General features: G+C 71.7%; 14 protein-coding genes and 1 tRNA gene. 5 read left to right on the forward strand and 10 right to left on the reverse strand.

Annotated features, from left to right (window positions below; all coding sequences use genetic code 11):
• The first annotated feature begins 138 nt into the window (after window positions 1–138).
• On the forward strand, window positions 139–1,116 hold the full coding sequence (locus ACZ592_RS19340; RefSeq protein ID WP_471582775.1) for a hypothetical protein: 978 nt from the start codon (window positions 139–141) through the stop codon (window positions 1,114–1,116).
• Between the two features lie 489 nt (window positions 1,117–1,605).
• On the opposite strand, the gene ACZ592_RS19345 is transcribed toward ACZ592_RS19340, so the two are convergent.
• From ACZ592_RS19345 to ACZ592_RS19355, 3 genes are all read right to left on the reverse strand, one after another.
• Entirely contained in the window at window positions 1,606–1,845 is a 240-nt protein-coding gene (locus ACZ592_RS19345; RefSeq protein WP_471582776.1) for a chaplin, read from the reverse strand.
• A 671-nt stretch (window positions 1,846–2,516) separates the two neighbouring features.
• The gene (locus ACZ592_RS19350) at window positions 2,517–3,098 is read right to left on the reverse strand and encodes an HD domain-containing protein (RefSeq protein WP_471582777.1); all 582 of its coding nucleotides are present in this window, start codon (window positions 3,096–3,098) and stop codon (window positions 2,517–2,519) included.
• An 11-nt stretch (window positions 3,099–3,109) separates the two neighbouring features.
• The gene (locus ACZ592_RS19355) at window positions 3,110–4,228 is read right to left on the reverse strand and encodes a helix-turn-helix domain-containing protein (RefSeq protein WP_471582778.1); all 1,119 of its coding nucleotides are present in this window, start codon (window positions 4,226–4,228) and stop codon (window positions 3,110–3,112) included.
• 125 nt (window positions 4,229–4,353) lie between these two features.
• Here ACZ592_RS19355 and ACZ592_RS19360 point away from each other — a divergent pair, with 125 nt between their 5' ends.
• Together ACZ592_RS19360 and ACZ592_RS19365 are read left to right on the forward strand one after the other, a co-directional pair.
• Entirely contained in the window at window positions 4,354–4,836 is a 483-nt protein-coding gene (locus ACZ592_RS19360; RefSeq protein WP_471582779.1) for a hypothetical protein, read from the forward strand.
• Between the two features lie 98 nt (window positions 4,837–4,934).
• On the forward strand, window positions 4,935–5,354 hold the full coding sequence (locus ACZ592_RS19365) for a DUF6415 family natural product biosynthesis protein (RefSeq protein ID WP_471582780.1): 420 nt from the start codon (window positions 4,935–4,937) through the stop codon (window positions 5,352–5,354).
• 693 nt (window positions 5,355–6,047) lie between these two features.
• Here the strand turns inward: ACZ592_RS19365 and ACZ592_RS19370 are convergent.
• Window positions 6,048–6,123: transfer RNA gene (locus ACZ592_RS19370), tRNA-Arg, on the reverse strand.
• A 130-nt stretch (window positions 6,124–6,253) separates the two neighbouring features.
• Window positions 6,254–6,667 (reverse strand): organic hydroperoxide resistance protein, encoded by a 414-nt coding sequence (locus ACZ592_RS19375; RefSeq protein WP_471582781.1) that lies wholly within the window; start codon window positions 6,665–6,667, stop codon window positions 6,254–6,256.
• A gap of 170 nt (window positions 6,668–6,837) precedes the next feature.
• Between ACZ592_RS19375 and ACZ592_RS19380 the strand changes: the two genes are divergently transcribed.
• Window positions 6,838–7,347 (forward strand): MarR family winged helix-turn-helix transcriptional regulator, encoded by a 510-nt coding sequence (locus tag ACZ592_RS19380; RefSeq protein ID WP_471583011.1) that lies wholly within the window; start codon window positions 6,838–6,840, stop codon window positions 7,345–7,347.
• 69 nt (window positions 7,348–7,416) lie between these two features.
• Here ACZ592_RS19380 and ACZ592_RS19385 read toward each other — a convergent pair whose 3' ends face one another.
• The 4 genes from ACZ592_RS19385 to ACZ592_RS19400 form a co-directional block, all read right to left on the reverse strand.
• On the reverse strand, window positions 7,417–8,052 hold the full coding sequence (locus tag ACZ592_RS19385; RefSeq protein WP_471582782.1) for an isochorismatase family protein: 636 nt from the start codon (window positions 8,050–8,052) through the stop codon (window positions 7,417–7,419).
• Window positions 8,053–8,104: 52 nt separating this feature from the next.
• Window positions 8,105–9,814, reverse strand: a complete 1,710-nt coding sequence (locus ACZ592_RS19390; protein ID WP_471582783.1) for a (2,3-dihydroxybenzoyl)adenylate synthase — start codon at window positions 9,812–9,814, stop codon at window positions 8,105–8,107.
• Window positions 9,811–11,022: an isochorismate synthase DhbC gene (dhbC, locus tag ACZ592_RS19395; protein WP_471582784.1), complete on the reverse strand. Its 1,212-nt coding sequence runs from the start codon at window positions 11,020–11,022 to the stop codon at window positions 9,811–9,813. Before dhbC ends, ACZ592_RS19390 begins: the two co-directional genes overlap by 4 nt.
• Before the next feature lie 292 nt (window positions 11,023–11,314).
• Window positions 11,315–12,133, reverse strand: coding sequence for a 2,3-dihydro-2,3-dihydroxybenzoate dehydrogenase (locus ACZ592_RS19400; protein ID WP_471582785.1), 819 nt, complete (start codon window positions 12,131–12,133; stop codon window positions 11,315–11,317).
• 464 nt (window positions 12,134–12,597) lie between these two features.
• Between ACZ592_RS19400 and rho the strand changes: the two genes are divergently transcribed.
• Window positions 12,598–13,758, forward strand: a complete 1,161-nt coding sequence (gene rho / locus ACZ592_RS19405; RefSeq protein ID WP_471582786.1) for a transcription termination factor Rho — start codon at window positions 12,598–12,600, stop codon at window positions 13,756–13,758.
• Here rho and ACZ592_RS19410 read toward each other — a convergent pair.
• On the reverse strand, window positions 13,745–15,028 hold the full coding sequence (locus ACZ592_RS19410) for a M6 family metalloprotease domain-containing protein (protein WP_471582787.1): 1,284 nt from the start codon (window positions 15,026–15,028) through the stop codon (window positions 13,745–13,747). The genes rho and ACZ592_RS19410 overlap by 14 nt on opposite strands.
• Window positions 15,029–15,255 lie beyond the last annotated feature (227 nt).

A 15,255-nucleotide genomic window follows, 5' to 3' on the forward strand; every position in this document is an offset into this window, starting at 1 on the left:
ACCCCGTGGCTCCTACCCGTTCTCGAAACGGAGCCGGTGCGACGCGAGCCCGACTCCCGCGCATCGCACCTGTTTTCGGCCAGTAAACTGCGCGCACTCAGCAGCGTCGCGGGAGCGGCAGGAGCATCAGGGGGCACGGTGGCACACGGGGGACACCAGGGTTGGGGACCGGCGAACCACCCACCGCCGGGCGGTGCCGGACCGCACCCGTACGTCCCACCGCCGGGCGGTGCCGGACCGCACCCGTACGTCCCGCCGCAGGGCGGCGGCGCACCGGACCCGTACGGCCCCGCGCCACAGGTCCCGCACCCTTACCCGCCGCACCCGCAGCCGTACCCGCAGCCCGTCCGGCGACGCAGGTCCGGCCTCCGGTTCCTCTTCGTCTCGCCGCTGGTCCCGCTCATCCGCTCCGCCCGCCGCAGGGCAGAGGCGATCTTCAACCAGCCGGGCGGCGGCCGCATCGTCGACCCGCTCGTCACACAGGTCCAGCTGTGGCGCGCGATCGTCGGGGCGGGCGCCAGCTTCTTCCTCGTCTACAGCTACGGCGCGGACGACGGCTGGAGCGGAGTCGCCAACGACGGCGTCGTGAAACTGATCCTCGCGCCGCTGCTGCTCATCCTCACCGGCCCGCTGGTCGTCCTCGGCTTCATCCGGTACGCGCCCGCCGACCAGCGGCCCGTGCTGCGCTCCCGGCTGCGCGCGCCGCTCAAGGCCGTGGGCTGGTGGGTCGGGATCCTGGCCGGTGTGGCACTCGTACTGGCCGGCAGCGCGCTGATCCTGAAGCAGAACCACGGCACGCTCGTGAACGGCCTGATCGCACTCGCCCTGCTCGTCGGCCTCCTCTGGCTGCTCCCGTTCCTCCTCTTCTGCTGCGCGTACGCGGCCCGTTACGCCTTCAACACGGCGAACGTGCACGCCGCGCTGCCGGCCGCGCTCACCGTCGTGCTCGTGTGGGAGCTGATGCTCTTCAGCGTCGCGCTCGACGGCGGACTGCCGCACGGCCCGCCGGCGGCGCAGTGGTGCGCGGTCCTCGGCGGTCCGGTGTCGGTGACTCTGGTGGCGCTGTGGGAACTGCGTCGCATGCGCACGCGCCACGGCGTCCGCGTCCGCGCCTGAGGACGGCCGCACGGGCCCCCTGGCGGGTGCCCCGGCGCCGTAACCGATAGACGTAGAGGATTTGAGCCGCGGGAACTCCCCCTTGGCACGTGTGAGGGAGGAACCTGGAGTTGGCAGTTCCGGCCGCGACGAGCTCCCCTCCACGGCCGGTACCGCCTCGACCGAGGACGCCGGTGCGGCGGGAGCGGCACGGCACCCCGGGAGTACGGGCTGGTGGCACCGTCTGGGAAGACCAGTGCGGTCCGGTGTCACCAGTCCAGTCCGACCTCAAGCCTTCCCGGCGAGGCGACACGAACACAGGTTGAATCCAGGACGACCGGCTGTGGGTGCGTGGTGGGGGTGGGGCCTGCCGAGCGGGCCCGCCGCCGAGGGAAGGGCGGCGACGGACCCGCTCGCACTGCGGCTCGCACGGTGGCTCGCACTACGGCTCGCACGGCGCGAGACGTCAGCTCACGGCATCAGCTCACCGTGTCAACGCGCGGCGTCAGCTCACTTGTTGACGCAGGTGTTGCCGAAGGCCGGGTTGAGCAGGCCGATGACGTCGACGGTGTTGCCGCAGGCGTTGACCGGGACGTGCACCGGAACCTGGATGGCGTTGCCCGAGGCGACGCCGGGCGAGTTCAGGGCGGCACCCTGCGCGCCGGAGTCGGCGGCGGCGAGACCGGCGCCACCCATCACGAGGGCGCTGGTGCCCAGCAGGACGGCCGTGGTCTTCTTCATGGCGGACATACGTGGTTCTCCTTGATTTCGTTGCGACACAGCAGGCGCCCTGCCGGGCCGAACCAACGGTCCCGACGGAGGAGCAGCACACCTGTCGGGCGCCCGAGTGTCCAACGCGGGGTGCCGGGGGGCGGTCACGGGGGTGGGGCCATCCGGGGGTCCCCGCGGGCGGGGACGGGCAAGGTCTCGACCGGCTGAAGCCGGGATGCCGCGGGCGCGGGCGCGAGCGCCCACGCACTCCGTCGACCGCGCGCCCCGGCCCCTCCCGAGCCGGTACGCGCCGCGTCCCTCCGCGGCGCGGATGCACCCTTACCCGGCGACCTCGCACCTCGGCCTCGCCGACGAACCGGCGACGGGGGGAGAGGGGTTCCTGGCGAGCGGACGGAGCGTCGGTCGCGCGCACCGCCACTTGCGGGTGAGTGGGAATCTCACCGGCCGCGGGGCGACGGCCCCAGAAGACGCGCCTGCCAGTTTGACTCGAAGGAGGGCGCAGTGGCCGGTATTCCCAAAGGGGGGAGTCGGTGGAGTTCTCGGGACTCGTCGATGACGCAGGGAAGAAGAAGGCAGTCAGGGTGACGGGTCCTGATGGTGCTTATGTGCCTGGGGAAGCACCGGCTCCAGATTCACATGACCAGGCCCCCGACGCCTTCGGGCGGTGGGGGCCCTTTCGTCGTCCCGGATCAGCCGTTTTCGCCAATGGCCGCGCGCAGCCAGTCGAGGGGCGCCTGGGCCAAGAGCTGGTCCGCAAGACGCTGCCCGGCGTCCGTGACGATCCGGGCCCGGCTGTTGTCGACCCAGCGCTGGGCCGACGCGTACCCCTGGGCCTTGTACTCCAACCCCTGCAACATGCACTCCAGCTTGTCGGCGTCCCGGGCGCATCGCGACTCCGGGGAGTCCTGCGCCTCGTACTCGGCCACGACGGAGCGCACCGCGACGCGCAGGACCTCGGGCATGGCGGCCGTCTGGTCCGCTGTGACCTCCCGCGGGTCCGCCTTGCGCCCGATGTACTTTCGGCCCAGGTGGTTGACGTCGCCCGTCCGTGATTCCTGCGAGTCGTGCCAGACCGCCATGTGCGCGGCGCGCGCGGCGTCGGCGCCCTCCAGGGTGGCGATGACCGACGCGATGATGGACGTGCGCCACGAGTGCTCGGCCACGCTCTCGGGGTCACGGACTCCCGCCATCCACCAGCCTGTTCGGCGGGCGGCCTTCAGCGTGCCGGCCTCCCACAGGAAGTGGGCTACGTCCGCCAGGTCCTCGGCCACGGTGTCCCCTTTCACGCCTCGGCGAGGCGGATTGCGTAACGGATGCCCTCCAGCTCGCGCTGCGCCTGCGGCGAAAGCTGTGGATCATCCAACAGCACGGGGAGGCGTTCGCGTAGGGCCCGGCCTGTGGCCGACTTGGCGCGGAGCAGGTTCGGCCGAGCTGCGAGGAGTGCCCACAGGGTGTGGACGTTCAGTTCGAAGAAGCCGTGTCGCAGCGTGAGGCCCTTGACCATGTGGGACATCAGTCGTTCGCCGTGCCAGGGGCCGGGCGAGGACTCGCCGATGAAGTCGTCCGACAGCTCGACCTGGGTCGCTTCGCCAATCCAGTAGGCCCAGTAGTTCAGGTTCGCCGCCTCGGCCCGGTCGTTGTCTCCGAGCGTGCGCGTGATGAAGTGCGCCATCCGGTCCCGGTCACCCTGACGCGCGGCGACCGCGGCGACGGAGCGGGAGTTGAGCCACCGCGACAACCAGTCGTCCGGTCGCTCGGTCTGCTGCTGGTGGGCGAGCCACTCGCGTGTATCGGCGTCCTGGTCGAACCCGGAGAGGTAGAGGGCCTGTCGCCGCAACAGGAAGTTGCCGCCACCCCGGGCCTGTTCTGCTGTCTCCCGCATGTGGTTGAAGAACCGCCGCTGGTCGACCGCGGGTAGCTCTGGCGCCGTGGGGACCGGGCCGCGCCGAGGGCGAGGGGGGTCGGGAAGGTTGCGGATAGGACTGGGCGGGATGTCGCTGAGCGGCCACGTCAGGACCTCGACGAGGTCGCGTTGCATGACCCAGGCGCCGAGCGGATTGGCGGCGTCTGCGGCCTCGTCGTCGAGCGTACTGGCCAGCAGGACGTCCGCTTCTATCGCTCGTTCCAGCGCGGCGAGCAGCGCGGGTTCCGTGCCCATCCGCATGAGCCGGTGACGATGCATCAGCATCTGGCCGACCGGCAGGGAGGTCAGCGGCCGCCGCCCGGATTCCCATGCCGCGACCGCGTCCGCAGACACCCCGAACGCCTCGGCCAGGGTGTCCTGCGTGTGCCCCAGCTGCTCACGGATGACCCGGAAGACGTACCCGGAGATGATGCCCGCGCGCCCCCGCCCGGGCGTTCCCCGACCACCAGTCAGGGTTCCGCTCGGCTGCTGCCCCATGGCGTCCCCTTGCCCGTTTTGGACGGGCTCTTACCCGTACCAACGGTCACTTCTTCCGGTGATCACGCCTCAATACCGTCGACGGGTGATGACCGGAAACTCAGCGTAGTAGGAGTGGGGACCCCGTGGACGTCGTAGAGAGAACCTTGCAGGGTGCCGCCTTCGACTGGCTCGCGCGCGCACAGGGCGAGCCGCGGCAGGCGCACCGGGAGTGGGCTGAGCGGGGCGCTGCCCTGCTGCCGCTCGGTATCCGGTTCACCGCCGTGTGTCTGCCCGCCCGGCTCGTGCATGCGGGTGCCGGGAGCACGGACCTCGTCACGGTCACCGCGATGCTCGCCGAGCTGCTCGGTGGCCCCGTGATCCACAACGCCCCGCTCCAGACGTACCACGCGCTCACCACCCCATACCCGCCCGCCCGATGGGCCTACGGCAACGTGGCCCCCATGCTGGGGCTGGGGCAGTTCCTCGGCGTTCCCGCCGCCGATCTCACCGGACCGGCCGGGCTGCACTGGGCAGTGCGGCCCCACGCCGTCGGCGCGCTGTGCCCCGTCCCGGCCGTGGCCGCACTCACCGACCTCGGACTGCGGCCGCACAGGGGCTCCCGATGACCCTCACTGACCACCTCTCGACACCGCTACTGCCCTCGGTCGGAGTGCTGTCTGATCGCCAGGTCCGTGGTCGGTCCTGTGTGTTCTGCGCTGTCACCTTGGCCGCCACCACCGCCGTCGACCTGGGCACCCACAACTTTCACCGTCTCGGCGAAGCCGTTCACTGGTTCCCCCGTGCCTGTCGCCACTGTGCCGCTGGCGGATACCTCGAAAGCCTCATGGAGTCGGCGTTCTCCGCCTGCAGAGACCTCCCGCCACCGGAGCGCCTGCTCGACCTCTACCTCCGTCTGCGGCACGAGGTACGCCGACGTCTCCCGGCAGTGGAGCAGGCTGCCGCGATCGCTGGCCGCGGCACGCTCAGCTGGCACGCGCACCAGCGGATCGCGGACGCCGCCACCGATGCGTTGAAGGACGCGGCTGGTGACGATCCCAGCCCGCTGGCTCTGGCGATGCGTTCCTCCGAGCTCGGCCGGCGCCTGCGCGAGTTGACTCCCTATCGGCCCTGCGGTGAGTCGTGAGCAATCCGCCCCCCGCCGCTGTCCCGTGCGCGGCGTGTCTCCGCGTGCTCCTGTCGAGGCAGGCTGTCGAGCCGCACCGCTGCCGGCTGACGACCGCAGTCGCCATCGAGGGCGACCGCCTCGTCATCGGGCCCGAGCTGGACTGCCCGTGCCGCTGCCCCCGATTGGAGGAGAGCGAGGCGCTACGGGTGGCGCGCGCCGGGGCGAGGAGGCGAGTCGATGACGAATGACGGGGCCGGCCACTCCACGGCCGCGGGCCGCGCGGCCGGGTACTGCTGGGCGCGCAACCCTTCACTCCGAGGCCTGTGTTCGCGGCCACCGAACCATTCGGGCAAGCACAAGGACTCGTTCGCCAAGACCGAATGGTGACAAGGCGCCGCCGCGCACTTCGGGGTGAGGGACGGGGGTCGGGCGTCCTGCTCGACGGCGAGCGGTACGAGGGCGGGCCGCCTGCTGCACGAGGTCGCGGAGCGGGACGCCGAGCGCGTCGGCCGAGCCGGGGCGGATCCTTCGGTTCGTGCCCCGCTATGGCCCTCACCTGCAGGGATGCGGAGATCATTCAGGCGATACTTGGGTGATGATCTTCGGTGGTCCGGGTGTGTCGAGACTGCGCGAGGGTGTGGTCAGAGTGCACACGACGAAGGCCCAGGACCGGAGACTTGCTCCGTGACCTGGGCCTTGGCCGTACTGACCTGGTGCCCCCGGCAGGATTCGAACCTGCGACACCCGCTTTAGGAGAGCGGTGCTCTATCCCCTGAGCTACGAAGGCGGGGTGGTGGCCGTCGCGTGGACTGCGGCACCGCCGTCAGTGTAGCGGGTGGTCAATCTGGGGGTGGGGGGTTGGGGCCGGGGCCCGTGCGGACGGGGTCCGTGCGGACCGGGCCCGGCATAGGGGAGGGCTACTCGATGATCAGCTCGACCGGGATGTTGCCGCGCGTCGCCTTCGAGTAGGGGCAGAACGCGTGCGTCTTCTTCAGGAGGTCCTCGCCCGCGGGGCCCTGCAGGTGGTCCGGGAGTTCCGCGCGCATGACCACCGCGAGGCCGAAGCCGCCGTCCGTGTCCTTGCCGATGCTGACCTCCGCCGTCACCGAGACGTCCGAGACGTCGATCTTCTCCTGGCGGGCGATGTTGCCCATCGCGCTGGCGAAACAGGCCGCGTAGCCGGCGGCGAAGAGCTGTTCGGGGTTGGTGCCCTTGTCGTCGCCGCCCAGGGCCGCGGGGAAGGCGAGGGGCAGGTCGATCTGGCCGTCGGAGCTGACGGCGCGGCCTTCACGGCCGTTCGCGGTGGCTACTGCGGTGTACAGCGCGTCCATGGGGTCCACGTCCTTGTCGCCGGTCGGTGAGAGGTGCGGTCTCGTGCGGTGTCGTACGGTGCGTTCCGCTCCATGAGTGAAGCACACGATTTAGTTGTGCACAACTTAATTGGGTGCGGGGTGGTCGTTGTACGGTGGGTGTCATGGAGACAGTGCGGGGTGGCGGCGGTATGGATCACGTACGGGACGCGGAGCGGGACCGTGTGCGCGACGAGGATTTCCTGCGGCTCGATCAGCAGATCTGCTTCTCCCTGCACGCCGCCGCGCGCGCCTTCAACGGCGTCTATCGCACTGCGCTGAAGGATCTGGGGCTCACCTACCCCCAGTACCTCGTGATGCTCGTGCTCTGGGAGCACGACGAGCTGCCCGTCAAGAAGATCGGCGAGCGGCTGCGGCTCGAATCGGGCACCCTCTCGCCGCTGCTCAAGCGGCTGGAGGCCGCCGGGCACGTGGAGCGGCGGCGGAGTGTCGAGGACGAGCGGTCCGTCGCCGTGCGGCTCACCGGCGAAGGGCGCGCGCTGCGGGCGAAGGCGCTCGCCGTCCCCCGCGCCATCGCCGAGACCACCGGGCTCTCGCTGGACGAGGTACGGGACCTGCGCACCCGGCTCAATCAGCTGACCGCCGCCCTCGACGGGACCGGTGAGGGCGGCGGTCAGCAGGATCGTGACTGCGTTCGGTGAGACGTGTGAGATGTGTGAGATGTGTGGGATGTGTGGGACGTGTGCGGCGTTGCCGCGCAGGAGCGCGTTCTAGCGTTCGCCGCCGAACGTCGACTCCGCCGTCGTGACCACCGCGCACTTGCCCGCCGCCCAGCGCAGCGCCATCGCGTGGTCGTCGGCCGAGAAGTCCGCCACCGCGTCGGCCACCAGGAACGCCTGGATGTCCTGCATCCACGCGTCGCACGCCGTCATCAGGACGCCGATGTGGGCGTAGATGCCGGTGATGACCAGCTGGTCGCGGCCCTGTTCGCGCATCTGCTCCAGGAGGTCCGTGCGGACGAAGCCGCTGTACTTCCACTTGGTGAGGACCGTCTCGGCGGGCGCCGGGCCGATCTCCGCGGCGATCGCCGCCGCGTGCGCGTCGTCCGGCAGTCCCGGGCCCCAGAAGTCCTGCTGGAGGCCCCGCTCGGCGGGGGTCTGGCCGCCGGGCTGCGCGGTGTGCACGACCGGGACGCCGAGACGGTCGGCCGTGCGCTTCAACGCTCGGACGTTGGTGAGCAGTTCGGGCACGGGGGACGCCGTGCGGTCGTACGCCGACAGGAAGTAGTTCTGCAGGTCGTGCACGAGGAGCACGGCGCGGGACGGGTCGACCTTCCAGTCGACGCGGTTCGCCGGCAGCTCGTCGGCCGACGGCATCGGGTAGGGGGTGATGGCGGGGAGGGCCATGGTGGTGGGGGTTTCCGTTCCGAGGGGAGCCGGCCGGGGCGGGCGAGTGGGGTCAGGTGAGGGACGGGGCGGGGGGCTGGGGGCGGGTCGATGCCGCCCGTAGGTCCTTCTTCGAGATCTTGCCTACGCCGGTCTGCGGGAACACCTCCACGAACTCGACCCGGTCCGGCACCTTGTACGCGGCGAGTCCCCGCTGCCGTACGAACTTCTTGATCGCGAGCGGCTTCAGCGGCTCGGCGCCCGCGCGCAGGATGACGTACGCGCACGTCCGCTCGCCCAGGTACGGGTCGGGCTCGGCGACCACGTTCGCGTCGTGCACCGAGGGGTGCGCGAGGATGTGGTTCTCGACCTCCTCCGCCGCGATCTTCTCGCCGCCCCGGTTGATCTGGTCCTTCGCCCGGCCCTCGACGACGATGTGGCCGCTCCCGGTGAGGCGTACGACATCGCCCGTGCGGTAGAAGCCGTCCGCCGTGAACGAACGGGCGTTGTGCTCGGGGGCCTTCCAGTAGCCGCGGATCGTGTACGGGCCGCGGGTCAGCAGATGGCCCGTCGCGCCGGGCGGCAGGTCGTTGTCCTCGTCGTCGACCACCCGGATCTCGTCGTCCGGCGAGATCGGGCGGCCCTGCGTGGTGACGATCGTCTCCGTGTCGTCGTCCAGGCGCGTGTAGTTGACCAGGCCCTCCGCCATTCCGAAGACCTGCTGCAGCGTGCAGTCCAGGGCGGGCTCGACCCGGCGCGCCGCCTCCTCGCTGAACTTCGCGCCGCCCACGAGGAGCACCTCCAGGCTGCTCAGGTCGTACGCGGTGGCCTGCGCCGCCTCCGTCCACAGCAGAGCCAGCGGCGGGACCAGGCCCGTGAGGGTGACGCCCTCCGCCTCGATGAGCGGGAAGGCGGTCTCCGGGGCGGGCTGCGGACAGAGCACCACGCGGGCGCCCGCGTACAGCGCGCCGAGCGAACCCGGCGAGGAGAGCGGGAAGTTGTGGGCCGCGGGGAGCGCCACCAGGTAGACGCTGTCCTCGTCGACCGCGCAGATCTCGTTCGAACCGCGCAGCGAGTAGATGTAGTCGTCGTGGGTGCGCGGGATCAGCTTCGGTACGCCCGTGCTGCCCCCGGAGAGCTGGAGGAACGCCAGGTCCGAGGGGGCGGGCGGATCCGGGACGCCGGTCGGCTGCGCGGGTACGTCCGACAGCGCCTCGAAGGGGCCCGCGTCGCCGTCGGCGACGAACACGTGGCGCAGCGCGGGGAGTTCGTCGATCAGCTTCGCCGCGAGGCCGCGGTAGTCGAAGCCGCCGAGCTCCTGCGGGATGACGTACGCGGCGGCCTCGGTGAACTCGCAGAAGTAGCGGATCTCCGTCTCGCGGTGCGCGGGCAGCGCGAACACCGGGAGCGCGCCGATGCGGAACAGCGCGAAGACCGTCTCGAAGAATTCGGCGATGTTCGGCAACTGGACGACCACCCTGTCGCCCTTGCCGATGCCGCGCGCGAGCAGGCCCGCGGCCATGCGGTCGGCCCGGCGGTCCAGCTCGCCGTACGTCCAGCGGCGCGCCGGCCGCTCGCGGCCGCCCGGGTCGACGATCGCCACGCGGTCGGGGTGTTCCGCCGCGCGCTCGCGCAGCATCCCGCCGAAGGTCTCGCCCCGCCACCAGCCCGCCGACCGGTAGCGGTCCGCGAACTCGTCCGGCCAGGTGGGGGCCTCGGAGTTCGGCGCCGCGCCGTCCGGGACGTGTGCGTGTGCGTGTGCGTGTGTGTTGTGCGTGGTCACAGTTCCGCTCCCACCGCGTTCAGGAACGTACGGAACTTCGCGCCCGTCTCCGCCGTCTCCGCCGCCGGGTCCGACGCGGCGACCACACCCGCTCCCGCGTACATCCGCAGCGTGCGCTCCTCGGCCTCGGCGCAGCGGATCGTCACGACCCACTCGCCGTCGCCGTTCGCGTCGCCCCAGCCGACCACGCCGGTGAAGAAGCCGCGGTCGAACGGTTCCGTCTCGCGGATCACCTCGCGCGCGGTCGCCGTCGGCGTGCCGCAGACCGCGGGGGTCGGGTGCAGTGCGCAGGCCAGTTCGAGGGCGGAGACGGACGCGTCGGGGGCGGTGAGGGTGCCGGTCACCGTGGTGGACAGGTGCCACATCGTCGCGGTGCGCACCAAGGTCGGGCGGGGCGGGACGGTCAGGTCCGTGCAGAACGAGGCGAGCGCCTGGTGCACGCCGTCCACGACGACCGAGTGCTCGTGCAGGTCCTTGGCCGACTCCAGGAGGGTGGCCGCGCGGCGCACGTCCTCCGCGAGGTCGTCGCTGCGCGGTGTCGAGCCCGCGAGGGGGTTCGCGACGACCTGGTTGCCGCGGCGCGAGACGAGCAGCTCGGGGCTGGCGCCGATGAGGGTGCGGCCCGGCTCCGTGGGCAGCGCGAAGGTGTAGCCGGAGGGGTCCCTGCGGGCCAGGCGCTGGAGCATCACGGGGAGGTCGAGGGGGGCGGGCGAGGTGAGTTCGAGCGTGCGGGCGAGGACGACCTTGCTGAAGTCGCCCCGCCACATGCGCTCGACGGCGGCGGCCACGCCGGCGCCGTACTCCTCGGGCGCGGGCACCGGGCGGATCTGCCAGCCGGTGGCGTCCGGCGTCTCGGTGGGCAGCGCGATCAGCGGGTCCGCTGCCAGGGGAGGCGCGGTGCGCACGGACTCGGGGACGGCGAGCGCGGCGGGGGCGGTGTGGTCGAAGGGGACCGCGCCGACGACGTACGGCTCGGCGATCCCGGCGCGGCGGGCGTCGGCCAGGGTGGCGGCCACGCGCTGCGGCAACGGTCTTTCGTCGTGCGGTACTTCGGCGTGGACGCCGTCGGTGAGCAGGGTGCGGGTCGGCGTCGCCAGGAACCGTTCGCCCGGGGTGTAGGCGGCGAGGAGCGCGGTGGCCGCTCCTACGACGGGGTGGGCCTGCTCGGCCGTCGTGACGTGAGTGGCGACCTCGGGTGCCGTCGACACGGGGGCTCCAATTCTTGGGTGGGGCGCGGGTGTTGTGCGGGGTCGGTCTCGTGCGGTGCGGTGCGGTGTGGTGTTGTGCGGGTGCGGGTGCGGGTGCGGGTGCGGGTGCGGGTGCGGGTGCGGGTAGGGCGCGGTGCCTGTTGTGGGGCGGGGCGCGGGGGTGTGTACGTACTCGCTGTCCTTGCGCCGCGCCGCACGGACCCGGGCGGCAAGGTTGTGCTCGGCGCTCCGTGCGCATCTGCCCCCGTGTTCCCTCGGGCGGCCGGTTCCGCGGCTGCGCGGGCCGCGGGAGTCAGCGGAGTGTTGCTCCGCCGTCCACGTACAGCTCCTGGAGCGTGATGTGGCGGGCTCGGTCCGAGGCGAGGAAGAGCACCGCGTCGGCGATGTCCTGGGGGGTCGCGATGCGGCCCAGGGGGATGCCCGTGCGGTACGTCTCCAGGTTGCCGTCGAGGACTCCCGCCGGGGCCTGCGCCGCGGAGTCGTCGGGCCACAGGGCCCGTTGCATCGCGGTGTCCGTGGTGCCGGGGGCCACGACGTTGCAGCGCACGCCGCTGCGCGCGATCTCCAGGCCGAGGCATTTGGTGAACGCCGCCGCGGCCGCTTTGGACGCCGCGTACGCGGCCATGCCGGTGCGGGGGATGCCCGCGGCGTTGGAGCCGACGGTGACGATGCAGCCGGAGCCCCGCGCCGTCATGTGGGCGGCGGCGGCGCGGGAGGTGTGGAAGACGCCGGTGGCGTTCACGGCGAACGTGTCGGCCCAGTCCGCGTCGGTCAGTTCGGCCACGGAGCAGCCGCGCAGGACGCCCGCCACGTTGACGAGGAGGTCGAGGGCGCCGTGGTCGCGGACGATGTCGGCGATGACGGTGGTCACCGCGTGGGCGTCGGTGACGTCCATGACGCGGGGCGTGAGCGTGCCGGCCGTTCCCCTGGACGCGGCGGCCAGTTCGTCGATGCCGTGCGCGTCGCGGTCGGTGGCGACGACGTGCGCGCCCCGGGCGGCGAGCGCGGCGGCGACCGCGGCGCCGATGCCCTGGCCCGCGCCGGTCACCAGAGCCGTACGCCCGGCGAACTCGCCCTCGGCGTCCGACTCGTTCCGTATGTGCTCAGGCATGTGTGAGCGACCTCCCCCAGTTCGTTAGGTAAGCCTAACCTAACGTATAGCCGCTCTTGAGGGGATCCTGGGCCCCGCTTGAAGATTAGGTTAGGTTTACCTTATGCGCGTGTGGGTGTGAGCGCTGTCACCCCGGGGTTCTCAACCGGCCGTGGTGGGCGGAAGGTTGAGCCGCCGTCGGGCCGGGCGTCCGGGGATCGGGCGGAGCCGGCCGGCGAGGCGTGTGCTACCTTGCAAGTGGTACGTGTGTACGGCCCCCTCTCTCGGGGTGCGTGTACGCCCCCTCTGGCGGGGCGCCCGTACCGTCACCTCTCTCCCGGTGTTCCGGGATCCGTCCGGCCGCTCAGGCCTTCTCTGTGCGCACTGAGAGCAGTGCGGCAGTCCTCTATTCCGTCCGTCGTGCGAGGCGTGTTGTTTCCGCCCCGACGGACCTTCCCCGCGCAGGTCGCGAAAGGACCCTCACCATGACTGTCACAGCAACCGAACCATCGTCCACCATCCGTACGGCATCAACTGCCCAGGCGTGCACCGGAGTTCTCGACATCGGTCGGGACGGCCGCGGGCACCTCCGTGGCGCCTCGGGGCTGCCCGGGCCCGGCGACGTGCAGGTCCCTGCCGCCGTCATCCGTCAACTGGGGCTGCGCTCCGGGGACGTCGTCGAAGGCGTCTGCGGCCGCCCCCGGGTGCTCGCTGGCGCCGAGCGGGTCAACGGGCGGGCCACCGAGAGCCTGCGCGGCCGACCGCGCTTCGGTGACCTCACCCCGCTGCACCCGCGCGAACGCCTCCGCCTGGAGACCGAGGGCGGGCCGCCGGCCGGGCGGCTCGTCGATCTCGTCGCGCCCGTCGGCAAGGGGCAGCGCGGCCTGATCGTCGCCCCGCCCAAGACCGGCAAGACCGTACTGCTCCAGCAGATCGCCGCGGCGATCGCCCGCAACCACCCAGAGTGCCACCTCATGGTCGTCCTCCTCGACGAGCGGCCCGAGGAGGTCACCGACATGCGGCGCTCGGTCCGCGGGGAGGTGCTCGCCTCCACCTTCGACCGGCCCGCCAAGGAGCACATCGCGCTGGCCGAACTCGCCGTCGAGCGCGCCAAGCGCATGGTCGAGGAGGGGCGCGACGTCGTCATGCTCTTCGACTCGCTGACGCGGCTGTGCCGTGCGTACAACAACGCGGCCACCGGCAGCGGGCGCACCCTCAGCGGCGGTGTCGACGCAGCCGCCGTGCAGGGCCCCAAACGGCTCTTCGGCGCCGCGCGCCTCGCCGAGGAAGGCGGCTCCCTGACCATGCTCGCGACCGTGCTCGTGGAGACCGGATCGCGCGCCGACGACTACTACTTCGAGGAGCTGAAGAGCACCGGGAACATGGAGCTGCGGCTCGACCGTTCCCTCGCCGACCGGCGCGTCTTCCCCGCCGTCGACGTCACGCCTTCCGGTACCCGGCGGGAGGAACTCCTGCTTGAGGAAGGGGAGTTGACTGCCGTGCGCGGGCTGCGGCGCGCGCTGGGCGGCCGGGACACGCAGAGCTCCCTGGAGACGCTGCTCGACCGGATCAAGAAGACCCCGAGCAACGCCGCGTTCCTGCGGCAGGTGCGGCAGACCGTGCCCGGTGCCGCTACGGCCGCGTGACGTGCACGCGGTACTCGCCGTCGTCCGACACGCCCGCCACCGTCACCCGTACCCCGGTCTTGCGGTCGGTGAAGGTCTCGCCGACGCCGTAGGTCGCGTCGGAGAGCTCCGCGTGGACGTTGGGGCGGCGGGTGCAGCCACCGCTGTCGGGCGTCGCGTCGGAGACCGTGACCGGACCGTGGCCCGTGTCGACGTCCGCGTCCACCCGGTAGACCAGGACGCCCGGCTTGCACACCGCCTCGTCGTTGCCGCCCTGGGTGCGCACCTCGATCGCGTACCCCGTCTTCTCCGTCAGCGGGGCGAAGGCCAGCTTCGTGCCGCCGGTGACGGCCAGCGGTGACAGGACGTGCTCGGTCGTGCCGGCGCTCGACGCGCAGCTGATCTGGTCGTCGTCGAGCCAGCCCAGCTTCCACTTGTGCCAGGCCAGCAGGTCGTTGTTGGCGCCCCAGTCCTCGCTCATGATGTCCCAGTGGCCGACCGCGCCGCCGCCGTCCTGCGTGTACAGGTCGGGCAGGCCGAAGACGTGGCCGTTCTCATGGGGGAGTACGCGGTAGCCGGTCTCGCGGTAGCTGCCCGAGCCGTCGTCCTGGCGGCTGTAGACGAAGGACGCGTTGGAGACCGGGACGCCGTCCGCGACCGGTGCCTCGTGGTTGCCCGCGAAGGTCACCGACAGGACGGTGTCCAGGGCCGAGGGGCCGGCGTTGGGGGTGATCAGGATGTTCACGAGGTCGTACGTACGGAAGTCCACGTCGGGGTCGGCGGCCGCCACGATGTCCTCGACCAGCTCGCGATAGCCGGGATCGAAGGGGGCGCCGCGTTCTATCCCGTACTGGGCGAAGGACTTCGGCATCCGCAGCCAGTCCGGTACGGGGGACTCGGGGCGGTAGTCGAGACGGCCGTACGAGCTGGTCCTGAACCACTGCGAGGTCTGCGGGAAGAACTCCGCGAGACGGTCCATCGCACTGCCCTGCCCCGGGGCGTCGGAGAAGTCGACCATCAGGTTCAGGGCCCGGACGGTGCCGGTGGAGCGGGAGTAGCCGGGCGGAGTGGGCATGCCCTCCGACATCTGGACGCCCATCGTGCCGCTGATCGTGCAGGGGCCGAGCGCGGTGCTTCGGGCCAGGGACACCGGGCCCGCCGTGCTCGGCGAGTCCTCCATCAGCCGTCCGGTGCTCGCCGACGTGGTGACCGCGAGGGCGAGCGCGGTGAGGGAGACGAGGGCCATGCCGCGGCGGGCGGGGCGTATCCGCCGCGAGGTCGGCTGCTGCATGCGTGGGCCTTCCGCTCCGCGGCAGCCGCCCGTCCTGGCTGCACCCTGTCCGATCACCCTGTGCCGGGGGGTGCGCGGGCGCTCGCTGGGTGGACCGATCGTGGGTTTCTCGCCCACGAGCCTGTGACTCAGGTCACAGGAATTGAATCGGGCGGCGGGAAATATCCGGGGACTCCCTCCCCGTTTAGACCTGTGTCCGCGTGAAACGGGGAGTCACTCCCCGTATC

Source organism: Streptomyces sp. NPDC040622 (genome assembly GCF_055593965.1).